The following is a 24,516-nucleotide window of genomic DNA, read 5'->3' as shown; positions in this document are numbered from 1 at the left end:
ACTTACTATGATTTACGGAAATATTCACAATCCCATGCTGGAGCAGCAGATCGCCATATTGCCGGAGCCTCTTGGCCGGGCGCTCCGCTTTCTAAAAAATCACGATATGGCAGCCCATGAGCCGGGCGTATTCAATATAGAACTGGGCGGTGTGCCTGTCATTTTGCAGGTTCTCGATTTAAATACCTCTGACCGGGAAAGCTTAAGACCGGAAATTCACAAAAAGATCATTGACGTGCAGTTCCTGGCTTCCGGCGGACCGGAAGGGGCCGGATTTTACAATAACGACGGAACGGGAGAAATCCAGGAAGACCTTTTTTCCACTCCAAGGGATATCGGATTTTTCTTCAATGATCCGGCAGCTCCCGAAGGCCGTATTCACATGGTTCCGGGCACTTATGCCATGTATTTCCCCTGGGATATTCATATTCCTGCTATTCAAATAGGGGAAAGCTCTGCTCCTATCCGTAAAATCGTTATTAAGGTTCCTCTGGAGAGCTGTCTTCCAAAAGAGAGCACAAAGGGAGAAGCGTAATGAACATAAGCCGTCACTTAACCAGACTTTCCCAAAAAGACCCCCTCCAGCGCCGTCAGGCCCTGGAAGAGGTCTTAAAGGAGGAAGGTTTATCCTTTATAAGGCAGGAGCAGGAGCCTTCTGTCAAGGCTCCCGGAGGCATCCTCAACTATCTGCTGAACCCCTGGAACGAAAAGGCCGGCCTCTTGTTCTGTGCCCACTACGATTCCGTTCCCGGAAGCTTTGGGGCCAACGACAATGCCGCCGCCCTTTGCATCCTGATTGATCTGGCAAAAAAACTTTCCTCGGAGAATTTTCCCGCCCATTTTGCCTTTTTTGACGGAGAAGAGTCAGGGAATGCAGGAAGCCGCTTTTATGTATCCCAGATGGACCGTAAGTCGATTACAGGCGTGGTGAATTTAGATGTCTGCGGCTACGGAGACACGGTGGCTGTATATGACAGAGGGTATAAAAGAAAACCTTCCGTGGCCAATTTCTGCAAGCGAAAGGTTTTAGAGGCCCACAATGGGCTTTTGGTGAAATATCTGCCAAAAAGTGACGAGGCTTCTTTTTCAGGGACTGCAATCCCCGCTATCAGCATCGCTTCCCTTCCGCGCTGGGATATCCAGTATTTGAAGGTGCTTTCCGGCATGGGCGCCGGACTCCTTGGACGTCCTCCGGAATTTGACATGATTCTGGAACAAATGGAAATCACCAGCACCATGCATGGTGGCTATCGGGATACTCCTGAATGGGTGGAACCGGAGGCCATGGAACGTATTTATGATTATCTGGTGGATGCACTTGAAATATATAAATCATGAGTAGGGGGCGTTACAAAACAGATGAAAAATCATCTGTGGAGTAACGCTCCTTTTTTACTCTGAAATGCAGCCTAAGATCTTTTACACGTTTCTTCCAAAGTCTTTATTTCTTCCTCTGTAAGCTTTGTATATTTCATAATCTTTTCAAGCGGCTCACCGTCACGCAGCATTTCCAAAGCTATAAGTTGGAAACTCTGTTGCCATCCTTGTTGTACGCCCTCTTCCCTGCCTCGCTCTATTCCTTTCCCGTAAATACTCATATTCACAACCTCCCATTCCTCTGATTGCTTTACCTCATTGACAATTGTATCCAGCTTTACGATTCGCTCATCCTGTACCATAATATCCGGGTTATTTAAATTTGATTGTTTCATATATTGGAGCAGACTGATTAATTCCGGCTCACCATTCTTGCTTTTCATATTGAGAAATATCTTTTTCGTTCCATCCTCTAATTCCAGGTCCTGTATTTCTTTGCACCGTTCTGTAAATGTATATTTTGCCAGGTCCTTTCCGAAAATGTCTTCCTGGGTTATGAATATGATGACAGATGATGGCAGGTATTTATAAATACAGGAGAATCCAAAAGGCCCTGATAAAATCTGGCACGTTTTCTCACATCATCAGAACTGGTGTCATTCTGCATCTCTGTCACGAACTGACGGTCATCTGTTGCGACCGCCCAGGCATCCATTCGTATTGCCCTCTTTCCTAACCGGTTCAGAACCACCTGTTCCACTTTTACCTCTGTCAGTTTTAAATCCGGCTCATTCATAATAATACTCAAGGTGCATTCATATGCCTCTCTGTTTTTCATGACCGACAGAAACAGGGCAAAATCACTTAAGTTTAAGTCATCATTTTCCGGCAGAACATCACTGCGGTTCTCGTTTTCGTATTCCATATTCGTTCTTCCTTTCGTTTTTTATCCAGGAAGAACCTTCCGCTCTCCCTGCTGTTTTTAAGGGTATAAGCAAGGAGTTTCTGAATGTTACAGACTGCTGAAGACCAGCATAAATGAGAATATTAGATGTATTGATTTAGAAATCATTGCTTGTAAATAGTATAGCATAATGCAGATCGTGATACAACGGGCTTATGGCCTAATCCAGCAATATTCCGGAATGCGTATGAGACAGATTTATCGCGCAAAAACTCCCCAGACAGTCAAGTGCCTGGGGAGCGGTTGCGTTATTTATTCTGTTGTAATATTTCCTGAAACATTCACATGATTCCAATACCTAACGAAACATTTTATTTATAATTACTCATGCAATTTACTGAATCCATGCACCGTCATCCCCCACCTTGTATCCGTCAGGTGTTACTGTATTTGCAGCCATCTTTCCATCCGCATTCAGATAATACCACTTTCCGTTTACTAATGCCCAACCGGTGTTCATGGCACCTGATTGCTCCAGATAGTACCAGTTGTTGTTATCGAAAAGCCAGCCGGTCTTCATTTCACCTGATACCGGATTTAAATAATACGTTTTGCCGTCAATGGTATTCCAGCCTTGCAGCATATAACCGTCGCCGCCCATTCTGTACCAGTTGTTCTTTACATAAGCCCATTCATTCACATAATCAGTTCCATTTGATTTTGCGAATTTCCAGCCCTTTTGATCCTGATTCCAGGTTCCGGGAGTCTCCGGGGTTGTAGAACGTGTTCCTTCGGTAGCTTTGGAAGAACGGAAACCACCGCCTCCCCCTCCGCTTCCACCGCTGCTGCTTCCGCCACCATCGCTGTTTCGGGTTGGCTGTATCCGCACATATTTGCTCTCTGTAAATGTTTCTGCGACAGGATTTCTTACTTCTTTAGCCAGGTTTGCATTTTCTCCGGCAAATACCCGGTGTGCATAGGAGCTGCCAAAGGAGGGCGCTGTACTAAATGCAAATAGAGTGCTGTCTGTATCAGTCCGAGCCGTGACAGATCCGCCGTTAATTACGATACTGCTGCCCCTCAAACCATTAGATATGATAGAACTCAAGTTCAAGGTTCCCCTTTTTATCGTGAGTACACCTTCCGTTTTTAAACAACAGGCTTTTCCCTGCTCGCCGACTTCTACTACAATCAGGCTGCCCCCAATATCCACGGTGAGGCTTTCAACTCCCCAAATGCCTGTGACAGCGTCATATACGGTCAGGCTGCCTTCGCCTGTAAGAGAAAGGGATTTTTCGCTCTTAACGCCCTCGTTCACAGTATAATGCTCCCGAACATCCTGTTTTATTGGTGCCTTACCTATCCGATTCTGTCCTACAAGCTTAATCGTTAAGTCATCCTCTGTATATATGCCATAATCAGCCTGGATATCGGAAGTGATAACCGCATTATTCAAGGTCAATGTCTTGGTGGCCGGGTCGTAACTCACCTGGCCGCTGATGCCCGGTCCGGTAATGCTGCCTTTATTGGCATCAGTAACGGGAATATTAAGCACATAAAGCAAAACTCCCTCCATGCTTCTTGCGCGGCTGAACAGACCGAGATTCTCGTTCCAGATATAGTGGCCTGCCGCAATACCGTCCGGGGAGGGCGGTGTATCCTCCGCACTCACTGTGAGGAGATCATTGGCTGTACACTTAACGCCCTTATTGCTGAACCGGTTGCCTGCCCCCTGCAAGGCAGCACCTTCGGTCAATATAAATTTTCCGCCGGATTGTCCATAGGCAGTACTATCCTCACCGAAATAAACCCCTGTACCGCCGGTGTTGCCTACAGTAACAATTGATGTATCATCCACTATCATATCGCCATAGAGACTCAACCCTTCGCCCCGGATATTTTCCAGCTTCAGCTCACTTTGTTCATCCAGATACAGAAATTTCTTCCCACTGATATGGATTCCGCTCGCGCCTGAGCTTTTCACAATAACATCGGCGTCATTCACTAAGAGGGAACCGGAAAAACCCTTATTTTTAGTATTTTCAATGTTTAAAATGCTTCCGCTTTCAATAAAAGCAGTTCCGTCAATTCCAAAGCTATCCTCCCCACTGTTATTTACAGTAATTTCACAGCCAAAGGCAGCTGTCAAATTGATATCGGAAATACCTGTGCTGGAATCTCCAGCATTGGAGACTGTCAAGGTTCCACCGTTTAAGATCACATCGCTGACAGCCGTACCTAGGCCACTTATGCCTGTACTGTTAACCCCTCCGTTTTTCAGGGTTATGTTTCCGCCCTCACTTTCCAGCTTACCTGGACCATCAGCGTTACCAAGGGTGATGGCGGCGGCGGAACCATTGCTCTCAACCAGAAGCTTGCTGTCCCCCTCCAGAAACAGTGTTCCTAAAACAGAAAGTTTGGTTATATAGCCTACATTTCTAACCACGAAGGTACCATCCCCTTCGAGGGTCAGAGTTTTACCGGAGAGAATTGTAACTACATCGGTATTATTGCTGGTATAAACATGCTTACCCTCCTCAATTTTCAGATTGTGGTCTGCATTAATGTCAATATTGTCGTATAATATGAGGTCTGCTTTCACACTGATGATAGCAGGGTCAGTTGACTTCAGCGCGTTTACCAGATCAGCAGCGTTAAAAACATTTACTTCTCTTTTTTCACTAAATGCCCCCCGCATCAAAAGTCTGGCAGTCACTGTCACTGTAATTTGCGGCGCAGTTACCCCCTCCGCCATATCCAGATCATCCGCCAAATCCAGCACCGGTGTAAAGACATAATCTCCTGCCTCATCCCCATCATAGACCGGATCGGCAGTCCAGCCTGACACCTCTACCGTAGTTTCGATTCCCATTTTCTCTGCATCGCTGCCCGAAGCCACCGTATCACGGTCTTCACTGACTATAACCACCAGAGTATCCGGAAGATCCAACTCATCCTCCGGTGTGCCTGCCTCAACGGTCTGTTCTGATACATCAGTATCCAGGTCCGCAAAAGCGGTGATGATTCCCTTTGAATTCAAAGAATCATTAGAACTTCCTGCATCTGTTTCGGCAATAGCAGCCATTGGCACCATGGTTATTACCATGCATGCCGCCAAAATCGCACTGCTTACTCTTTTCCACATTCGTTTCATCTTAATAAATCCCTCCTGTCAATCTAAACTCTTTACTCATGGTTATCCTTATATCATCGCTGCATCCATGCTCCATCAGCACCAAGCGAGCCATCGTGAATGGTGGCAGGCGCAAAAATGCACCCTATATTTTTATTATAGGGTGCAGAATAAATATTTTATATTGGACAGTGTACATTTATTTTTTTATTTCTGTATTGTTGTATAGTTCCTGTATTTCTTCCTCTGTCAGTTTTGTATACTTCATAATCTTTTCAAGCGGCTCACCGTCACGCAGCATTTCCAAAGCTATGAGTTGGAAACTCTGTTTCTGTCCTTGTTGTATGCCTTGTTGTACGCCCTGTTGCAGGCCCTCTTCCCTGCCTCGCTCTATTCCTTTCCCGTAAATACTCATATTCACAACCTCCCATTCCTCTGATTGCTTTACCTCATTGACAATTGTATCCAGCTTTACGATTCGCTCATCCTGTACCATAATATCCGGGTTATTTAAATTTGATTGTTTCATATATTGGAGCAGACTGATTAATTCCGGCTCACCATTCTTGCTTTTCATATTGAGAAATATCTTTTTCGTTCCATCTTCTAATTCCAGGTCCTGTATTTCTTTGCATCGTTCTGTAAATGTATATTTTGCCAGGTCATTTCCAAAAATATCTTCCTGGGTTATGAATATAATGACAGATGATGGCAGGTATTTATACCTCGTTCTTTTTCCTGATTTTAATACAGGAGAATCCAAAAGGCCCTGATAAAACCTGGCACGTTTTCTTACATCATCGGAACTGGTGTCGTTCTGCATTTCTGTCACGAACTGACGGTCATCCGCTGCAACTGCCCAGGCATCCATCCGTATGGCCCGCTTTCCTAACCGGTTTAAAACTACCTGTTCTACTTTTACCTCTGTCAGTTTTAAATCAGGCTCATTCATAATAATACTTAAGGTACATTCATATGCCTCTCTGTTTTTCATCACTGACAGAAACAGGGCAAAATCACTTAAGTTTAAGTCATCATTTTCCGGCAAAATATCACTGCGGCTCTCTTTTTCGTATTCCAAATTTGTTCTTCCTTTCGTTTTTTTATCCAGGAAGAACTATTCACTCTCCCTGCTGTCTTTTTGGTGTATAAGCAAGGAGTTTCTGAATGTTACAGACTGCTGAAGACCAGCATAAGTGAGGATATTAGACGTATTGATTTAGAAATCGTTGCTTGTAAATAGTATAACATAATGCAATCTATGATACAACGGGGCTGCAACCTAATTCAGAAATATCTTGAATAAGTATATATCACTACAAAAACTCCCCAGGCAGCCAAGTGCCTGAGGAGCGGTTTGACTAAATATTTATTTATAATTACTCATATACGGTTACTGTAACCAAGAACCGTCCTCGCCTACTTTGTATCCGTCAGGCGTTACTGTATTTGCAGCCATCTTTCCATCTGCATTCAGATAATACCACTTTCCGTTTACTAATGCCCAGCCGGTGTTCATGGCACCTGACTGCTCCAGGTAGTACCAACTGTTATTATCGAAAAGCCAGCCGGTCTCCATTTCGCCTGATACCGGATTTAAATAATACGTTTTGCCGTCAATGGTATTCCAGCCTTGCAGCATATAGCCATCGGCACCCATTCTATACCAGCAGTTTTTCACAAAAGCCCATTCATTCACGTAATTGGTTCCATCCGGTTTTGCGAGTTTCCAGCCTCTCTGATCCTGATTCCAGGTTCCGGGAGTCTCTGGGGTTGCAGCGCTTGCTGAAGACGATCCTTTTGCAGAGCGAGAACCGCCTCCGCCATTGCCTCCGCTGCTGCCTCCGCCGTTACCGCTACTGTTACCGCCGTCATTGCCGTCATCTCCATTAATCGGCGCAGCAGAAATCACGATGGAAAGTGCTTTTATTGCATCAGGAGCTATTCCGTTCTCCGCCTTAACGGTAAAGGTGAACGTGCCTTTTGCTGCCGGTGTACCGGAAATGATGCCGTTTGCCGTGAGAGCCAAACCACTGGGCAGGCTTCCGTCAGCAATCGTCCATTTAAGAGTCCCTGTGCCTGTAGCTTTCAGGTCCCGATTGTACACCGTACCCACTTGACCGCCCGGAAGGGATGTGGTGGTGATGGCCGGTGCATTTCCCTTAGGCGGCTCTGCTGCAATCACAATAGAAAATGCCTTTGTTGCATCGGGAGCTACTCCATTTTCTGCTTTAACGGTAAAGTTGAACGTGCCCTCTGCTGTCGGTTTACCGGAAATGATGCCGCTTTCTGAAAGAACCAAACCACCCGGCAGGCTTCCGTCAGCAATCGTCCATTTCATAGTTCCTGTGCCTGCAGCAGTAAGAGTTTGACTGTACGCTGTTCCCATCTGACCGTTTGGAAGTGCTGCTGTGGTGATGGTAGGCTCCACAGCACCTACTATGACAGTTACGTCTCTGCTATACACGAAATCACACCCTTCTGCACTGAGTTCACAATAGTAGCGATGTTCTCCCTCTGGCAAATTGTTAGGAATCGTAAGCGTACTGTCTGTAGCACCAGATATCGACTCAGACCAGCCCGGATCGTCAATACTGTATTTATACCACTTATAGCTTACATTCTTACTGTTGGTAGCCGTGGCTGTTATTGACAGGGTACCGCTCTGTCCCATACCCAAAGACTTATCACTTGGCTGCTGACTGATCAAAATCCCATGCTTCTCGAATTTATCACCAGTCCAGTAATAAAGTCCTGCTGTCAATCCGGTTGTAGAAGAGGTAATATCGCTACCGCCAACAATAAACTCCCCATTTGCATTCAATAGGTTGCCTCGGTCAGCAAACAGCCCCTTTACTCCCTCAAGCTTAACACCTTCACAAAGCTCAATTATTCCGCCAGGTGTACCATTTAACGTACCTCCATCGGTAATTTTCAGTACGGTTGGACTCTCTGTGCTTTCTGATACCATTTTAATACCCCTGAAACCCGAAGAATTACCTACCGTTACAGTTCCTCCGGCTATATGCAGGGTACCCTTATCTACCTCCACACCCTCATGGGAGTCGCCTATAATATCAATTTTTCCCCCGCTTTTTACAGTACAGATTGCGTTGGTGGGCACTAATAACGGCCTATTGCTGTTTGCATCAATCGTGACCGTTGCTCCGTCATCAATATTCAATGTACTTACCCGAATGCCGCGATTCGTTATGGTTACGTTGATATTCTCAAGGTTCACTGTACCATAATATTCGTTTGAGCCTCCACCAATGCCATATTTGTCTGTACTTCCGATGTTGAGAGTACCGCCGCCTGTAATCTTCAAACTGAAACCCTCATCAAATCCAAATGTCCCCTTCGCTGCCTGCGTAAACGTTCTCCCTGTCGGAATATTCAGTATGATGTTACCCCTTACCAATCTATCGTAGTTGTTGGTCGTATCGCCCGTCAAATTGAAGGTCAGTGGGTTGTTAAGCAACCTTATGCCATCAGCCCAATTAGAAGAAGTAGTGTTAAGCGTAAAAGCACCCGGACGATTCATTGTGGAATAATCAAACAATTCGCCAGACCATTCAGACCAGTCGCTCATATTATTATCAGACCCGGACCGGGGATCAGTGCTCTCATTCCTAAGCGCCCTAACGCTAAACTTCCATTTGTCTCCCAAGCCACTAATATAAATTAGATGACGAAAGTCTTTTTCCTGACCAGTGACTATTTCAACGTAACCAGATGTTTCATGTTCTCTTGCATACTGCACTGCATAGGCTCCGGCACCATCAACCGCATCCCAAGTCGCCACCCACGGTATTGTATCGTCCCACTTCAGATTGGTGGGTTTTTCGAATCCAAAGTATCCCTCGGCATAGGGCATTATACCTCCCTTGCCTGCAACGCTTCCGGTCTGCATTTCAGGCATTGTAACCGTTACAGTAATAATTGGCATATTCACATTATCTGCTATCATTAATCCCTCCGGCAAATCCAGCGCAGGGGTAAAGATATAATCCCCCTCTGTATCACCGTCATAAATAGGATCAGCCGTCCACTCAGATACGTCCACTGTAGTTTCATGTTCCGGTTTTTCCGCCTCACTTCCTGAAGCTACAGTATTGCCGCTTTCGCCAACCATAACCACCAGGGCATCCGGAAACTCCAGTTCATCTTTCGTTGTACCTGTTTCAACAGTCTGCCAGGCCACGTCAGTGTCCAGTTCCTCAAAGGCGGTGATAATTCCGCCAGAGCTTAAGTAGCCCCCCAAATCCAATGTTTCTATTTCGGCAGTGGCATTCATTGGCAGTATCGTGATCACCATACACGCTGCCAAAAACAGGCTGCCTGCTTTTTTCCACATTTTCTTCATGTTAATAAATCCCTCCTATCTACTAATCCAGGTTCTTCTTTTAAAACCTGCTTCGCCCGTCTGCATATCGGTAAAATTACGAAAGCTCTGAATCCTGATTTCCACTTCATACGGCGCTCTCCTCAACCGGAGGCGGAACCATCAGGGTCAGGCGGACCAATTCTTCCTCTTCAATTTTGAGTACATCACTAAAAATCAAATGTTCTCCGTCTGTGCTTATGGACTGTAAAACCTCAGGCTTTTTCAGCGGACTGTAGCGGTTGGTGCCCAGCCAGCCGTTCAAGTTCAGCGCAAGAATACTTCCGCTTTTCATCTCCAGCCAAATCCGGCCGGATTCCAAAAGCTTAGTCTGCAGAATGCCCATGACTTCACCCGGTGACTTCATGGCCAGTCTTACCGCTTCCCTTGGAAAAATTTCCAACTCAAGATTCGTACCTGTATGGAACATGATCTTTACTCCATCCGTTGAGGCGGAACGGAATACCTCATCGCTGTTTAAATCATAGTACCGGGTGGTACGCAGTCGGTTTTCCATATTCAGTTCCAGAACATTTCCGCTTCCAAATTCGATATGCAAGCGGTGATGGTCAAGGGGCATTACTGCCCGAATCATGGGGGTATTCTTTTTCTGCCGTATATTTTTATCCCCCATAGACCTTCCTCCTTTCCATATTTACCGGTGCGCAGACATAAAAAATGCATCCTACAGCTTTATTGTAGGATGCAGAATAAATTTTTCATATTGGACGGTGTACATTTATTTTTAATTCCGGCATCTTCCAGCCCCATTTAGAAGCATCACCGTCATATACTTCACGCGCCGGGTATTTCATTAAAATGATAGTTAACAAATTGCTGGGCGCTTAATATGCCAACACTCCTGATATCTCCCTTGATTTTATTCCCATACGTTCCCATATCTAAAATATAAAAGCCTCCGGGAACATCAGGAAAGGTTGAAGTATTGTTGAGTCCGGAAAGAGTATGATCATCGACAGCAATCATCACATGTGACATTCTGTCACGATTGACGTCACCGGTGACTACGTCTGTCTTATAAAAAGCCACAACATCACCTTTATGAAATACAGTGCTGCTTATGTCAAGGCTCCCGCCAACACGATTGATTTGTGTTCCATGCATCACTTGAATCGCTCTTATAGGAAGAGCGCTGTCACTCACTGTAACCGCATCCATCTCGGCTCCGCAAAACTTAAAAATCTCATAGACAAGCTTGTTGCAAACTCCGTTAAATCCGGCTATCTTCATGATTTTTTTCCAATTTTGTCCAGCTTGGACAGCCACATCATCTGCTTGAATAATTGGTGCAGGCATCAGCATTACCTCCTTCATTTACTTAATTTATCGGGAACAGACTTTCCTGTTCCGTTTCCATAGCTAACTGACTAACAGTTTTACTTCGTTTATCGTTTTTTCAGGCAGCTCAGACGAATATTCATCCAGCTTTTTTTGCAGTACATCGCTGAATGCCGAAACTTTTGTTAAGGCTGTATCAATAAGCACTTGTGCTTCCGCAGCAGTTTTAAGAAACGTGAGCTCTAGATCGTGCTCAACAGAGCTTATTCCTATCAAAAAGTTGTTCAGTTCAACCGTTAAAGTGCTCAGTATTGTCAATAACTCACACACCTTACCGCCTTCCTCCTGCAGCTTATCGTTTATCCTTTTCAACTCTTCAATCTGGATTTTCACCTCAGGAAGCTGTGTTTTCCGGTCATCCCACTGCTGATGGTTTTCGCCCAGCCACTTGCGCAGCACAGTCTGAGCGCTCAAATCACTCTTATATTTTTGTACCATTTTATTGGTATCACAAGCATATATAATGCCATAAACAGGAACATAATTATTGGCGCTGTTGTTGCGGTTCTTGATTTCAGCGGCACATTTATTGAGTGATATGTTTTGGGCTCTCAACGTCCTATCCTTCTCTTCGTATTCTTTTATCCATAATTCAAGCCCTTTGACCGTTTGCTCAAGACCGGCTTTTTTCTCCGTATTGCTTTGCAGCATATCGGCAATCATGCTTTTGTTTCCCGGCATTTGCTCTGCAGCCTCCCGAATGATTGCTTCCGCCTTCGTATGTGATTCAATTAATTCACTGCATCCAATCCTGATATGGCTGATTTGTGTGCGAAGTGATGACATGTCTTTAGGAGGGCCTGACGCTCCCGGCGCGCTGCTGCCTCCGCCCTGGGAGCTTTTAAGCATGGGTTTTTCGCCTTGTGAGCCCGTCATATTAATTGAGACCTTAAGATCAGCAACATCGCTGAGAAAGTTAGATATCTTCATCAATATTCTCTCCTTTGGTCAATCCCGGTACAAATCATACAGGCAATGCATCAAGAAGCATTTTATCCCTCTCCTGTTTTGCATACTCCATGCGCTTTTTAAATGCTTCATCCTTACTTTGTGCACAGCGCAGTGTCACATTCAGCTTTGCTTCTAAACTCTCTGCCATCTGCTGTGCAAGCTGCCAGTGTTTATATCTGTCGGTCTCTGCGCGCCGAAGCGAATGATCCAGTATATTCTTTGCCTGAGTACAGGACGCATGGTAGCCATTGCAAACGAGATATAATGCATGCCATTGGCATTCCATAATAAACCATTTCCTGCCAAATGTTTTGTTGGTAGTTGCATACTTAACCAGGCTCTCCAGATTGCCCTCTTTGCTGTTGATCGTATTTTTTAACGTCTCAATGGTGTCATTATCGGCAAGATTGGCGCAAGCTGCCTCCAGCGTCTTCCAGAACAGTGAGACGGTGGCAAGTGTTGACCCTACTGTTGATAAGCATGTTACGGCCAATTGCAGGGAATTAATTATGGTGGAGGTATCAATGACATCGATATTTCCATTTTTAATTCTCTGGGTAAACTCCGCAATCCTTGTAAGGTTCTCTGTGTTTTTTGCTTCGAGTTCAAATTGCATCCGAAGCATTTCCTGGGCCAGCTTGTCCTTTGCCGCAGCCGCACTCCTGGCATTATTGCCAATGTTATCAAATTTCTTTTCCAGTTCCTTTGATGCTTCAGCCACTGTTGTACCCAAGGCTGACGCTAATTTTGCATTTAAATACGATTCATCCGTTCCTATCTGTGATTCAAGGAAGAGTTTGCGCTTGGAGTCTTCACTTTGCCTGTTTTTGACACTGGCAATTTCAGCATCGATATCGCTGTCCTGGCGTTTTTTATCAGGTGACTGTTTTTCTTTCTCAAGAGCCTCCAGCTTAACTGCATAGTCAGGCAGCCGGGCTTCAATCAGCGCGAGTTCCGCTTTATTTGAACCAAGCTGTGTCTTTCGGGCGGCAACATCGGCTGTGTCTTCTCTTGTGGGAGCCGAAGTGCCGGTATTGGCGGCAGGTCTGGGAAGAGAAGCTGTGCTGCCCGGATTCTGAGGTGTTGTCTGCGATGGTGTCTGCGGCGTTGTCTGCTGCTGGTTCTGGGCTGGGTTGATATTTATCTTTGGCACAGTTGATCCGTAATATCCGGCAACAGCGGTGGATACGCAGCCTGCAATCTGCCCGATTCCTCCAACAACAACGCTCACGATCTCAAGTGTATCAGCTTTGCTGTTGAGCTCCTGGGCCTCCATGTCATATTTGGCATACAACTCCCTGGCATGCTTGATTTGTTTTTCAATCTCCCCTTTTGATGCATGAAAAGCGTCAAGCTGAGCCTTGAAATCGGCAAGCTGTTTTTGTAATTCCTCTCTCTGTTTGATGTTTGTTCCCTCAAGAACGACGATATTTTTGCCTTCATTGAGTGTCCTTTTTTCAAGCTCCACGAATCTTCTTGCCATTTCATCTGCTTTTTCCGCCATGCCCTTAGCAGCTCCCGTAACATAGGATAAATATGTACGGACATTGTCAATATCACAGTTATCAACCGATGACAGAGTCTCATATACACTCAGCAGCGCTCTGACAGCATTGTTTGACGACTTGCTGAACCTGCCGGACATATCTACGGAATCCACAACTGCATCGTAAACATCTGTGCGAAGCTGATATAAATTCTCGTGTGCACCGCCTATTCCGTTGCAGGCGTTGTAAGCAACGTCAATCAATGCAGCGGAAGCCTCTAAATTCGTACAAAGCTTTTGCAAGTCAATTTGACCAAGAATATCGAGCACGGCACGGCGGACGGTGAGACAGTCATCGGGGGGCGCCTGTCTCAGCAAAAACGGGCCGTCATTTACATCGTCATAGCTTAATATGATACGGGTATCTTCATCTTGGGGTATCATCTGCGCATTTGCCCGCAGTAAATTTACTTTTTCAATATGATCAACTTGAACCGCTGATTCTGTTAATTCTGCCAATAAATCTTTTACATTGGTCTCCATTTGTTTCTCCCTCCACTTTTAAATTGCATATAGACGTGTAGATCAACAAGGCTGCAAAACATATAAAACCATCTGGCAAAAGCCATGATTACATATGAGCCCCTCCTTTCCGCATGGAATGATCTGCTTATAAAAAAATACACCTTACAGTTTTATTGTAAGGTGTAAAATAATCTTTTCATATTGGACGGCGTCCATTTATCTTTTCGTTTCTGTGCTTTTTAAAAGTTCACGGGAGGAAACGCCCCGTTTATTTAAGATGCTGCTGACGGTGGCTCTTGCAGTGGAAAAGGATACATTTAACTTATCGGCAATCTCCTGATTGCTCAAACCGTCTTGCAGCAGCAGCAAAACCTCTTTCTCACGGGGAGACAAAGGGACTTTCCCGCAGATCACCGCCAGCCCGTTCTCCAGCTTCTCGGCAATCAGCCTGATGTCCTCCCGGTCCCTGCCGCCGCATCCGCTGTCAGGCAGAAGGCGTTTGATCCCTTCATAATTTTCAGCAAACGGCATCAAAATACCATCGGGCAGCGCCATAGTCAGGACCTTGTTAAGAGCCTCCAGAGCCTGAGAGCGTTTTCCCAGCCTTTCAAATGCCTGGGCCCGGTAAAGGTGTATGTATATCTGCGGCAATAAGTTGGGGAAGATGGAAGACAGCCCCAAGCCAAATTCACTGACTCCCAGCAGTTTTTGATACTCTCCCCGCTCCAGCAAAAACCTGCCGTAAATGATGTGGGCGAAAGGCTGGGTCATGATGACCAGCCGCTTATCATTGATTTCACCGGTCGCAAGCCATGGAGAAATCTCATCCTTTCGCTCCAGCAGCATATACAAAAAGCCGAGAGCCAGGTCCTGGGTGTACCGGCATAAATCCTCCGTGTTCTGCCGGGAGCGTTCCGCAAGAGATTGCAGAGCGCTTTGCAGCATTGCCTCGTTTCCAGTGAGGAGAGCGATACGTGCCAGCAGAAACAGGCCGCATTGGACAATGCTGTTCTGCCTCTTGCTGTCGGCTGTGAAAATGGCCTTATGGCAGAGGATTTCCGCTTCCTCCGGCTCTCCCCGCATGAAATGTGCCTCAGCCCGCATGATAAATTCCGCGCCGCTTCCATGCCCGGCTGTCAGGTCATAGTAGAAAGGCATGCACTCATCCATCTGTTCCAGCTCTTCATCCAGCTTTCCGCTTTCCCGGTAAAACATATACAGCACTGATGGGGAGCCAAAGGTCCATGTGCTTTTGACATTGATGAGGGTGGCCGGGCCACCAAGCAGTTCCAGCGCTTTGCGGTGCCGGATGCTCATGGCATCAATGCGGTTATATTCCAGAAAAGAAAGCAGCAGCTCCATTTCTCCGGACAGGGAATTCTTGGCGGTCTCAGGGAGATCGCTCTGAGTGATGACCGCGTGGATTTCCTCCCTGATTGCAAGAAGCTTCTGGGTTTCATGGAGGAAGAACAGGGTAAATGCCAGCGGCACCATGGCGCCTGGGTATTTCCTCTTGATTTCAAAAGGCGTGTTCTCGATGACGTCCAGTATCATAGGCCTTGTGCTTTCGTCCACGATATCGGCAATCTCAAAGCTGGTCAGCGGCAGAGCCAAAAACCGCTCCCAATCCCCGGAGTGGTAATAAAAGCGCAGGGTATTCACCCGGTCTCCCGCCTGTTCCGACAAATCGCCTCCAATGAGATATACAGCCTTTTGTTTCTCTTCCGGCAGCAGCTCAAACTGCCTGGTCAGGAAATTTTGAAACAGGGTATGCAGATAAAACCTCCGGGTTTCCCGGTCAAAATGGACGAACACCCTCTTTTCCCTTAAGAGGCTTTCCGTTTTTTCAGCGCTCATGCCGGATAAGGCTGTTGCCTGGGCCAGGGAGAAGCGGGGAAAGATGGAAACCACAGTCAGAAACTCCCGCTCAAAGGCAGGAAGATGGCTCCACAGTACATTGCGAATCATGTTTTGTATGTTTCCGTCTTCGAATTGGCCTCTTTCAATAAAGGACAGAAGCTGGAGATATAACGCCATGACCCAGCCCTCGGTGATCCGCTGCACTTCTTCAAGCTGCATTGCCGTCAGGGAAATTCCTGCTTGCCGGTAATAGGCGTCGATATCCCCGGCGGAAAAAGCGAGGACAGATTCCCGCAGGATGAAAAAGCGGTTGTTTTCCACGATGGAGCTCTGTGCCTGTTCCGGCAGAGGCTGGGAAGCGGCCACCACATGAAGCTCTTTGCCGCCATGCTTTGAAAGCGCCATCAGAAACTGTCCCACACAGGGCAGCTTCCATGCGGCGAGGTCATCCAGCACAAGATAGGTTTCCTCCGAACAGTGAAGACTTTGGAAAATGCGCTCAATTTCCGGCAGCGTATCTTCATCCGGTGCACCTGCCACTGCCAGCTTCTCTTCACTTTCCTGATCGAACTGCCCGATCAGAGAGCAGAAGGTTTTCCACGAAGAGCCCGGCTGCTGCACAGTAAAGGTATGCCAGATAACCTGTGCCGTTTTGGAAACGTGTGAATCGAAAAAATGGCGCAATGCCGTAGTCTTTCCAAAGCCCGACGGCGCCTCCACCAGGGTCAGCGGATACGCCTTGATGGAGTTCAAATGCTCCGTAAGCTTTCTGGGGAAAAAAAGTGTTTCCGGTTTAATTTGCCTGGTTCGTGCCATATCCATCCCTCCCTTGCCTCATTCCCTGATACAAGCCTTCATCCGCTGTCTTTTGCCTGTACTCCTGTCATTTATCGCCCCTGGAAATCAGCAACACACCTGCCATTTTTGACTGTCTTTGATACGGTCACTGGTACAGCAGGAATTTTCTTTTTTCTTATTATATTTCCTGTGAAAGAAACATTCAAGTAAAAAATCATCTGTAGAGCAATACTCTTTTGTTCTAAAATGGAAATGGCAGGTTCCAGAGAACCTGCCACTCACGGTATATGACAAACTGAAATACACTATTCCATAGAAAGAATGATCTTGCGCACAGTGTCTGTGTTTTTCTCCGCATAATCAAAGGCTTCATGCATTTGATCAAAGGAAAATTCTGCATTGGCAAAGCCCTCTAACGGAAGCTTGCCCTGCTTTAAATACTCGATGACCACCGGGAAGCGGCCTGTCTGGTGGCGGGAACCCATAATGGTCATCTCGCCCTTTGCCAGCTTAACGGGAGCGATCTCACTGGGAGTGGTGTTAAAGCTCATTTCCACCACCCGTCCGGCAGTGCTCGTCACATCGATGGCCTGTTCAAAGCTTTCCTTTGAGCAGACCGCATCCACTGTTACGTTGGCACCCATGCCCTCTGTAATTTCAAGCACCTTTTTCACCACATCCACTTCTTTGGCATTGAGGATGTAATCCGCGCCCAGTTCCTTTGCGTATTCCAGCTTTCCATCCACAATGTCGGAAATAATAACCGTTGCACCCAGAATCTTTGCATTTACCATAATGGTCAGGCCGATGGTGCCTGCTCCCATGATAAATACAACGTCTCCCGCCTGCACATTTCCGCGGTAGCAGGCCTGGGCGCCGATGGTGAAGGGCTCAATTAAAACAGCCTGGCTCCACGGCAGGTCAGAGGGGATGATGTGGGCATTTTTCTCCGGAATGACAACGTATTCCTGAGCTCCGCCTTCTACGTGGACGCCGAAGACCTTTAAGGTCTGGCAGGCATTTCTACGGCCCTGGCGGCAGGCATAGCATTCGCCGCAGGAAAGGATGGGCTCTGCAACAACGTGATCTCCGGCCTTTACCGAGGTAACGGCAGAGCCTGTTTCTGCCACTTCCCCCACAAACTCATGGCCCCAGACACGGGGATACGTAACAAATGCATTTTTTCCGTGGTAAATGTGCATATCGGAACCGCAGATGCCGACCCGTTTGATCTTCACCAGGACATCCGTATCCTTTTCAAGTTTGGGAATGTCACGTTCTACCATTTTAAGCACTCCAGGCGCTTCGATTAATCCAGCTTTCATATGAAACCTCCTTGTATGATTGTCCATTTATCTGTTTTACCGTTATTTTTGCCTTTAACAAATTTCCAAGTACTGTTCCAATACCTGATCCATCTCAGCCTTCTGATCTTCTGTCAGAGGCAGCAGAGGCTTTCTCACATCTCCCGCCCAAATTCCCTGTCTGGATACAACATGCTTTAAGTTGGCGCAAAGGCCGTTCTTTAACAGCACATCCAGAATGTTATTGCTCTTGGACTGAAGGACTCTGGCTTCTTCCCCCCTGCCCTCCAGATACAGTTCCATGACTCTTTTATACTGAGGAAGCATAAAGTTAAAGCTGCTTCCGATAAATCCCTCACATCCAAAGGCCAGAAATGCCACCATGCAGCTTTCAAAGCCGCCGTAGCATACGATGTCAGGATTGATGTTGTGCATCCGCTCCATTTGAAGCAGGTCTAAATTGGTATGCTTTACCGACCCCACTGCCCCGGATTTTAACAGAGCCTGAATCTCCGGGCTGGATAAGTTTAAATACTTATGAGTGCTGGAGGGGATGTTATAGTAGAGAACGGAATGGCCCACAGCCTCCGCAATATCGTAATAATATCCTGCAATCTCTTTTTCGGAAAATCCGAAATAAATGGGAGGAGTGGCCGCAATGTGCGGAATGCCCATTTCCTTTGCCTCTTTGGCATAAAAAACAGCTTCCTCCGTACTGATTGCGCCTACATGGGCGAATATATCCGTCCTGTCCTTATATTCTGAAGCCAGTTCAAAGGAACGGACTCTCTCTTCCCTTGTCAGCAGAAAGCACTCTCCTGAGCTTCCTCCGATGAAGAAGCCATCGGCTCCCTGGGAAATGTTCTTTTCCCAAAGCTGCCTGATGGCAGCCTCGTTAATCTTCCCCTCCCGGTCAAAAGGAGTGATAGAAGCAACGTATAATTTTTTCACGGCAATAGCCTCCTTAAATGAAGTCCCGCGGAAATGAGTAAAAAAGCCGGCCCCTGAATCAGGAACCAGCCTCTTTCTATTTCTTCTACCGGCTCTTGTCTTCCATTGCGTGTATCATTTCTACTACAAACTCATGAGTTGGAACAGGAACGCCGCATTTCTTTGCAGCTCTTACGACAGAGCCGCTTATGGTGTTCACCTCAGTTTTTCTTCCGTTCTCCAAATCTACCCGAATGGAGGTACGGCCATTTGGAGATCCTTCTGAGGTTTTTCTTACTTTTTCTGTGATGGCGGCTTCATCAGCCTCCAGTCCCAGGCCTTTGGCAACAGCACCCGCCTCATGAATCAGACGGGTGGTCATATTCCATGCGTGCTCATTGGCTGCAATATAGCCGATATCCACCTGAAGGATGCCTGTTACCACGCTTAATGAAACATTGGTAAAAAGCTTATCCCAGATCAACTGCTGGATATTGGCGTGAACATGAACCGTAAAACCGCAGGATTCAAACGAATCTTTCAGCTTCGGAAGAAATCCGGCCTTGTCCTCCACCAGCATTCCCACATTGGTATTGCCCTTTCCGCCTCTTTTGACGCATCCAGGGCACAGCACTGCGCCGTTGTCCTCTGTGGTTCCAATGATGATGTGTTCTCTATCTACAAACTCCCCCAAAATATCCTCATGGCCCGAACCGTTTTGCAGGGTCAGCACATAAGTATCAGGACCGATCAGGCATTTATTTCCGCCCAGAGCGGCTTTGGAAAACAGGGACTTGACGAAAAGAATCACCAAATCCACCGGCTCCATGCCTTCTGTACAGGTCACTGCATGAGGACGGTAAACATTTTCCGTACCATCCTCCTGAAGCTTAATGCCTTCTGCTTCAATGTGGTCCACAGTAGCGGCAGACGTATCCACCATGTATACTTCATTGTTCAGGGATAAGTGGGCTCCATAGATGGAACCCATAGCCCCTGCTCCGATTACGGCAATTTTCATAGATTTCCCCTTTATTATTTAGAAAACTCTGCCAGCCCTTCAATTGCATAAGCGCGGATTGGGCAGGAATCCAGTCCCTTGATCGGAAGGGGAGTGTAGGACATGAAGAAGGTATCGGTAGAGAGCTCCTCCAGGTTCTTTAATACCTCCAGGAATACGACGTCCACTTCCATCAATACATCGTGGAATGCGCTCACGTCTTCGTTGTTGCTCTCGATGGAAACGCCGTCGCCGAAGCCAACGCATTTCACCTTCTTCTCTTTTAACCACTCAGCGGTTTCACGGCAGATGAAGAGACGCTTGTCTTCTTCTGTGTTGGAAGCCGGAGTAAACGGAGGAAGCTTCATATCGGAATCCAGGATTACGATATCGCCTTCCTTGATGCGGTCGCCGCAGGCTTTCTCTAAATCTTCGCCCTTGATCTTTCCGTTAGGCTCCATATGAGTGATATTTACATGGATGGCACGTCCCATAAATGTACTGATCGGAAGGCCCTGTACATCGGTCCAGTTGTCATTGTGATGATAAGGACACTCAACATGGGTTCCCAAATGGCTGGTCAAGTCCATGATGGTATGGAAATCCGGAATAGGACCGCCTGTGTTGAAACGGAATAACCGGCATCTTCTGGACTCTGTCTCAGGGTCCAGCACCTTTGTTAAATCAATTACTCTCAAACCATTTCCTAAATCGAATGCATTCATTGTATAATACCTCCTATATATAATTATTTTAAATATTCTTCCTTCATTATACCCGTATACCGGTATACCGGTCAATGCTTTTTTTGTTGACTTCATAAATTTTCTGGGGTATGATATCTTCCATAATATGAAGATAGGAGTTTTCCATGAACGACACCGGTTCCCTGCAATATCAGGCTTATCATACCATAAAAGAACAGATTCTTTCCAAGGCTCTTGACTCAGAGATTCTCTATTCTGAAACCAGACTGGCAAAGGAGCTGGGCATTTCCCGGACGCCTTTGAGGGAGGCCCTTCAATACCTTTCCCAGGAAGGCTACATCACCATCATTCCCAGCCGTGGATTTAAAATCCGCCGCCTGGACAGGGAAACCATGAGGGAATCCATTGAGGCCCGATGCGCCATCGAAGGCTTTTGCGTCCATTTAGCCGTCCAGTGCCAGGATGAAGAGCGGTATCAGAAGCTGCTGGCGGATATGAAGGAATCCTTAAGGCTTCAAAAGGCTGCTCTGGCCTCCGGAAGCTTTTCCACTTCCTTTACAGAAGCTGACCACCAGTTCCATCTGCTTCTGGTCCATTTTGCCCAGAACAGTGAATTCGAGCACCTCTTCCAGCGGCTTTTATACACCATTCACTTGACCACTTCCAATGCCCTTGCCATTACGGGACGGGCTCAGAAGACTTATGAAGAACATCTGGAATTTTACAGGCATCTGGAAAACAGGGACAGCCTCCAGGCTTACCAGACTCTCATCGCCCATCTGATGATGCCTCTCAAGCTGAACTTGATTTAATGCCTGTAAGACTGCTGCAAAAAGCGCTTCCGCTTTGCAGCAGCCTTTTTTATTATAAAAACAACGTTTAAACAGCTACCTTTACAACTACCTTCTTCACTTCACAAGGCGTTCCTGCCGCGCAGCGGGGCTTATGGGCATCCTCAGGAGCTACCACGATCAAATCGCCTTCCTCCAGGATCACATAACCGGAAAATTCCGGCTCCTCATAAAAGATCACATCATTTTCCGGAATGCGCTCTTTTTCCTTTAAAGCGTCGCGCTTGCATACTCCGAACTGCTCAATTCCCGTAACCACATACTGAATATCAAAATATTTCTCATGGGTCTCAAAAGAGCCCTGCTCTGCCGCAAATGTGGTGTACTCCTGAATATTGGCGATCACAGTATCTCCCATAATGGGATAGCTTCCCACGGGAAGAGCCTTGATATCGGTTTCCTTCAGCCATTTGTAGGCTGCCTGGAATTTATCTTCCAGATAATTATATTTTTCTGCAATGGAACTGTTGGCAAAAAGCATAGGTGCCTCCTTTTTATTATTTGCTTGCAATGTCCTCTGTATCCAGGTTGCCTTCTGAAATGGCAACGACCTGGCTCCAGACCTGCTCGTCCACGGATACGCCGTCCTTCATGCTCTTTTCCCTTGTGGCAATGGTGCGCTCGCCTGGGCATGTGACCGGGCTGCCTTCCCGTTCCGGATGGCTGGCATCTGCTGCCGCAACCCGGCGGTTGAGCATTGCCTGAATCTCTTCTCTGCTTCCGAATAAGTAAGGATCATAAGCGATGAAAATCTGGCTGCATCCGGTACAGCTTCCGTTATTGGCCTCATCCATATCGGAACCGCAGTTTCCGTTTGACATGAGAGCTGCCGCCAAATCCAGGGCAATGGCCATGCCGCTGCCTTTCCAGTAACCGGTAGGCAGAATTCTTCTGCTCTCTTCAATGGCTCCCGGATCATCGGTTAAATTGCCGTCCTTGTCAAAACCTCCGGGGAAAGGAAGCTTCTTGCCTGCCAGACGGTAAACGCCCAGTTTTCCGTAAGCATACTGGCTCATAGCCATATCAAGGACAATGGGACCGTCTTCACGGGGAATGGCGATGCAGAAGGGATTGTTACCCACTCCCGGCTCGTCGCTGCCCCATAAAGGCATACAGCTTTCTGTATTGATCCAGCTCATTCCCATAAAGCCCGCCTCTGCCATTTTCCAGGCATAGGTGCCGCCTCTCATCCAGTGAGTCGTGTTCTTTAAGGCAACGCAGCCGATTCCGTGCTCTTTGGCAAGGGCCATGGCACGGTCCGCACAAAAGAGAGCGTTGGTGATGCCGATGCCCAAATGTCCGTCATAATTTTCAACAGCGCCTTTTCCGCCCACAAGCTCCGGTTCACCGTTTGGGTCAACCCAGCCCTTTTGAACGTATTCCACAAAACGGGGAACCCGGTTCAGTCCGTGGCTCTCCACTCCGTCCGCACTGGACTGGGCGTGAATGGTGGCACATACCTTTGCCTTCTCCTCGGAAAGTCCAGCGTTTAACAATGCTTTTTCCACTGTTTCCAAAACAGTGCTGTAGGGAATTTTTAAACTCATAGGGTCTCCTTCTTTCTTAAATCCTTGTCTCTATGCATCTTTTTCTTCACCGGTTTTGACGGGCAAAACGGGTCTGCCTGCCAGCTCCATCATCTCTTCATACAAGCCGCTGGCTTCCTCCGGTGAGTAGCCGTATACCAAAAACACATCCATTAAATAAGGGGAATAGCTGATTCCCATGATTTCCTGGGCAAAGCCCATGGCTGCGATCTCGCCCAGGGCGATGATATTGGAATCGTTGTGGAGAAATCCCAGGGACCACAGCCTGATCTTTTCGGTTTTCGTAAATATCTCCTCATGGTACTGCTCTTCCATACAGTGAAACAGCTCATGGGACAGAAGGAGCCCGCTGACATCCAGCTCCTTCGTGAGAACTTCCGAAACTCCAGGCCTTTCAAACAGCTTTTCCGCCTTTTTCACCGCATCCATGTAAATACAGATTTTATTGGGCACACGGAACTCCGCAAAGAGCACCCGGTCCGTCTTTTCCGGAAACTCTGGGAAAGAGACATCCATGCCCATGGCCTTTGCCACTTCCCTTGGATCATCCGTCTGATACTTGTCACAGATCTTTTTTGCATACTCCCTGCCGCAGGCCAAGGCCTTTTCCATCCACACTCTGCGCTGTTCGTCTGTAAACTTTCCGTTTAAGGGCTCTCTGGAAAATGCATATCCATACCATTCCTCCGGCCTGATCTCGGCTAAGTCTGCCAGCATATCCCCTAAGGGGCGCACATCAAAGTGTGGGCGTTCATATACTCTTCTCCCCTGCTTTCCGAAAAGTCCGTCTGCAATGGGCTTTAAAGCTGTTTGAAGTTCTTCTTTTTTCATGATAGCTTAAATCTCCCTATGGGATGCGATGATCAGGATATCCTCATCCGGTTCCCTGTCTCCTAAATCCAGATTCATAAGAAGCAGTACCTGCTCTAAGTCAATGGCACTGTAATCCGTCACCCTCGGTCCAAAGCATACGAAGAAGTCAGGGCGGAGAACGGAGTCTGTCTTAAATACGGCGTTTTCCTTCCAAAGCTTTTCCACCACCTCTTCATAATCCTTTGCCTTGCATTTTTCTACGGCACCGTCTGAACACTGTACCTTGATAAAGCCTTTGGTATCCACGATTCGAAGGGGTGTCTTTCCATCCTTTTCGCCCCTGTATACATAGAACTTATCCGTCTGCTCTGCCAGCTTGACATTGGTAATCTTGGGACCAAAGTCTTCTAATGCCAGTTCGCAGGCTTCCGGCTCTTCGCAGGCCTTTAATAAGTCCGTGGTCTTTACCTCTGTAGAACCGGTTGCAATGGCGGTTACCTTACCGGTCTGGTTGTCGATCTCGATGTGGATTTCAATGGTATCCGGGGAAGCTCCTGAGCTGACCGCTAAGTCTGCCGCCTCTTTTTTCAGTTCCCTGATGTCTTCCTGAGAAGGATTTGGGATAACACGCTCTACCACGTCACGAA

20 protein-coding genes and 1 pseudogene are annotated in these 24,516 nt (G+C 47.0%); 3 read left to right on the top strand and 18 right to left on the bottom strand.

The window, feature by feature from the left end:
• Positions 1-7: 7 nt before the first annotated feature.
• Together QM657_RS15125 and QM657_RS15120 are read left to right on the top strand one after the other, a co-directional pair.
• Entirely contained in the window at positions 8-535 is a 528-nt protein-coding gene (locus QM657_RS15125; protein WP_415067535.1) for a YhcH/YjgK/YiaL family protein, read from the top strand.
• Positions 535-1,338, top strand: a complete 804-nt coding sequence (locus QM657_RS15120) for a M28 family peptidase (RefSeq protein WP_415067534.1) — start codon at positions 535-537, stop codon at positions 1,336-1,338. Before QM657_RS15125 ends, QM657_RS15120 begins: the two co-directional genes overlap by 1 nt.
• A 71-nt stretch (positions 1,339-1,409) precedes the next feature.
• Here QM657_RS15120 and QM657_RS15115 read toward each other — a convergent pair whose 3' ends face one another.
• From QM657_RS15115 to QM657_RS15050, 14 genes are all read right to left on the bottom strand, one after another.
• Positions 1,410-1,760, bottom strand: a complete 351-nt coding sequence (locus QM657_RS15115) for a hypothetical protein (RefSeq protein ID WP_415067533.1) — start codon at positions 1,758-1,760, stop codon at positions 1,410-1,412.
• Between the two features lie 110 nt (positions 1,761-1,870).
• On the bottom strand, positions 1,871-2,242 hold the full coding sequence (locus QM657_RS15110) for a hypothetical protein (protein WP_415067532.1): 372 nt from the start codon (positions 2,240-2,242) through the stop codon (positions 1,871-1,873).
• Between the two features lie 373 nt (positions 2,243-2,615).
• The gene (locus QM657_RS15105) at positions 2,616-5,375 is read right to left on the bottom strand and encodes an N-acetylmuramoyl-L-alanine amidase family protein (protein ID WP_415067531.1); all 2,760 of its coding nucleotides are present in this window, start codon (positions 5,373-5,375) and stop codon (positions 2,616-2,618) included.
• Positions 5,376-5,553: 178 nt separating this feature from the next.
• On the bottom strand, positions 5,554-6,435 hold the full coding sequence (locus QM657_RS15100; protein ID WP_415067530.1) for an Rpn family recombination-promoting nuclease/putative transposase: 882 nt from the start codon (positions 6,433-6,435) through the stop codon (positions 5,554-5,556).
• 312 nt (positions 6,436-6,747) lie between these two features.
• The gene (locus QM657_RS15095; protein ID WP_415067529.1) at positions 6,748-9,720 is read right to left on the bottom strand and encodes a putative Ig domain-containing protein; all 2,973 of its coding nucleotides are present in this window, start codon (positions 9,718-9,720) and stop codon (positions 6,748-6,750) included.
• A gap of 106 nt (positions 9,721-9,826) precedes the next feature.
• Positions 9,827-10,372: a hypothetical protein gene (locus QM657_RS15090; protein WP_415067528.1), complete on the bottom strand. Its 546-nt coding sequence runs from the start codon at positions 10,370-10,372 to the stop codon at positions 9,827-9,829.
• A 161-nt stretch (positions 10,373-10,533) separates the two neighbouring features.
• Complete coding sequence (locus QM657_RS15085; protein WP_415067527.1) at positions 10,534-11,055, bottom strand: hypothetical protein; 522 nt, start codon at positions 11,053-11,055, stop codon at positions 10,534-10,536.
• Between the two features lie 63 nt (positions 11,056-11,118).
• On the bottom strand, positions 11,119-12,027 hold the full coding sequence (locus QM657_RS15080) for a hypothetical protein (protein ID WP_415067526.1): 909 nt from the start codon (positions 12,025-12,027) through the stop codon (positions 11,119-11,121).
• A 34-nt stretch (positions 12,028-12,061) separates the two neighbouring features.
• Complete coding sequence (locus tag QM657_RS15075) at positions 12,062-14,077, bottom strand: hypothetical protein (protein ID WP_415067525.1); 2,016 nt, start codon at positions 14,075-14,077, stop codon at positions 12,062-12,064.
• A gap of 198 nt (positions 14,078-14,275) precedes the next feature.
• On the bottom strand, positions 14,276-16,735 hold the full coding sequence (locus tag QM657_RS15070; protein ID WP_415067524.1) for a LuxR C-terminal-related transcriptional regulator: 2,460 nt from the start codon (positions 16,733-16,735) through the stop codon (positions 14,276-14,278).
• A gap of 287 nt (positions 16,736-17,022) precedes the next feature.
• Positions 17,023-18,042: a zinc-binding alcohol dehydrogenase family protein gene (locus QM657_RS15065; protein ID WP_415067523.1), complete on the bottom strand. Its 1,020-nt coding sequence runs from the start codon at positions 18,040-18,042 to the stop codon at positions 17,023-17,025.
• Between the two features lie 54 nt (positions 18,043-18,096).
• On the bottom strand, positions 18,097-18,972 hold the full coding sequence (locus QM657_RS15060) for a dihydrodipicolinate synthase family protein (protein WP_415067522.1): 876 nt from the start codon (positions 18,970-18,972) through the stop codon (positions 18,097-18,099).
• Positions 18,973-19,057: 85 nt separating this feature from the next.
• Complete coding sequence (locus QM657_RS15055; protein ID WP_415067521.1) at positions 19,058-19,972, bottom strand: ketopantoate reductase family protein; 915 nt, start codon at positions 19,970-19,972, stop codon at positions 19,058-19,060.
• A gap of 14 nt (positions 19,973-19,986) precedes the next feature.
• On the bottom strand, positions 19,987-20,676 hold the full coding sequence (locus tag QM657_RS15050) for a cyclase family protein (RefSeq protein ID WP_415067520.1): 690 nt from the start codon (positions 20,674-20,676) through the stop codon (positions 19,987-19,989).
• Between the two features lie 146 nt (positions 20,677-20,822).
• Here QM657_RS15050 and QM657_RS15045 point away from each other — a divergent pair, with 146 nt between their 5' ends.
• A complete protein-coding gene (locus QM657_RS15045) occupies positions 20,823-21,470 on the top strand; it encodes a GntR family transcriptional regulator (RefSeq protein WP_415067519.1) in 648 nt (215 codons plus the stop codon).
• A gap of 67 nt (positions 21,471-21,537) precedes the next feature.
• Here QM657_RS15045 and QM657_RS15040 read toward each other — a convergent pair whose 3' ends face one another.
• The 4 genes and pseudogenes from QM657_RS15040 to QM657_RS15025 all read right to left on the bottom strand — a co-directional run.
• Positions 21,538-21,990: a YhcH/YjgK/YiaL family protein gene (locus QM657_RS15040; RefSeq protein ID WP_415067518.1), complete on the bottom strand. Its 453-nt coding sequence runs from the start codon at positions 21,988-21,990 to the stop codon at positions 21,538-21,540.
• Between the two features lie 16 nt (positions 21,991-22,006).
• A complete protein-coding gene (gene yiaK, locus QM657_RS15035; RefSeq protein ID WP_415067517.1) occupies positions 22,007-23,056 on the bottom strand; it encodes a 3-dehydro-L-gulonate 2-dehydrogenase in 1,050 nt (349 codons plus the stop codon).
• Between the two features lie 30 nt (positions 23,057-23,086).
• Complete coding sequence (locus QM657_RS15030; protein WP_415067516.1) at positions 23,087-23,887, bottom strand: hypothetical protein; 801 nt, start codon at positions 23,885-23,887, stop codon at positions 23,087-23,089.
• A gap of 6 nt (positions 23,888-23,893) precedes the next feature.
• Positions 23,894-24,516, bottom strand: a pseudogene (locus QM657_RS15025) (hydantoinase/oxoprolinase family protein); the annotation flags it as partial.

The organism is Lacrimispora sp., from assembly GCF_047605665.1.
Classification (GTDB): Bacteria; Bacillota; Clostridia; order Lachnospirales; family Lachnospiraceae; genus Lacrimispora.
Note: the sequence above shows the minus strand (reverse complement) of the source record. Positions and strands in the feature narration are given on the sequence as shown.

Excerpts from the sequence above, each read along its gene's own strand:
- QM657_RS15125 (WP_415067535.1), top strand. The coding sequence starts at position 8 with ATGATTTACGGAAATATTCACAATCCCATGCTGGAGCAGCAGATCGCC.
- QM657_RS15120 (WP_415067534.1), top strand. The coding sequence starts at position 535 with ATGAACATAAGCCGTCACTTAACCAGACTTTCCCAAAAAGACCCCCTC.
- QM657_RS15115 (WP_415067533.1), bottom strand. The coding sequence starts at position 1,760 with ATGAAAAGCAAGAATGGTGAGCCGGAATTAATCAGTCTGCTCCAATAT.
- QM657_RS15110 (WP_415067532.1), bottom strand. The coding sequence starts at position 2,242 with ATGGAATACGAAAACGAGAACCGCAGTGATGTTCTGCCGGAAAATGAT.
- QM657_RS15105 (WP_415067531.1), bottom strand. The coding sequence starts at position 5,375 with ATGAAACGAATGTGGAAAAGAGTAAGCAGTGCGATTTTGGCGGCATGC.
- QM657_RS15095 (WP_415067529.1), bottom strand. The coding sequence starts at position 9,720 with ATGAAGAAAATGTGGAAAAAAGCAGGCAGCCTGTTTTTGGCAGCGTGT.
- QM657_RS15090 (WP_415067528.1), bottom strand. The coding sequence starts at position 10,372 with ATGGGGGATAAAAATATACGGCAGAAAAAGAATACCCCCATGATTCGG.
- QM657_RS15085 (WP_415067527.1), bottom strand. The coding sequence starts at position 11,055 with ATGCCTGCACCAATTATTCAAGCAGATGATGTGGCTGTCCAAGCTGGA.
- QM657_RS15080 (WP_415067526.1), bottom strand. The coding sequence starts at position 12,027 with ATGAAGATATCTAACTTTCTCAGCGATGTTGCTGATCTTAAGGTCTCA.
- QM657_RS15075 (WP_415067525.1), bottom strand. The coding sequence starts at position 14,077 with ATGGAGACCAATGTAAAAGATTTATTGGCAGAATTAACAGAATCAGCG.
- QM657_RS15070 (WP_415067524.1), bottom strand. The coding sequence starts at position 16,735 with ATGGCACGAACCAGGCAAATTAAACCGGAAACACTTTTTTTCCCCAGA.
- QM657_RS15065 (WP_415067523.1), bottom strand. The coding sequence starts at position 18,042 with ATGAAAGCTGGATTAATCGAAGCGCCTGGAGTGCTTAAAATGGTAGAA.
- QM657_RS15055 (WP_415067521.1), bottom strand. The coding sequence starts at position 19,972 with ATGAAAATTGCCGTAATCGGAGCAGGGGCTATGGGTTCCATCTATGGA.
- QM657_RS15050 (WP_415067520.1), bottom strand. The coding sequence starts at position 20,676 with ATGAATGCATTCGATTTAGGAAATGGTTTGAGAGTAATTGATTTAACA.
- QM657_RS15045 (WP_415067519.1), top strand. The coding sequence starts at position 20,823 with ATGAACGACACCGGTTCCCTGCAATATCAGGCTTATCATACCATAAAA.
- QM657_RS15040 (WP_415067518.1), bottom strand. The coding sequence starts at position 21,990 with ATGCTTTTTGCCAACAGTTCCATTGCAGAAAAATATAATTATCTGGAA.
- yiaK (WP_415067517.1), bottom strand. The coding sequence starts at position 23,056 with ATGAGTTTAAAAATTCCCTACAGCACTGTTTTGGAAACAGTGGAAAAA.
- QM657_RS15030 (WP_415067516.1), bottom strand. The coding sequence starts at position 23,887 with ATGAAAAAAGAAGAACTTCAAACAGCTTTAAAGCCCATTGCAGACGGA.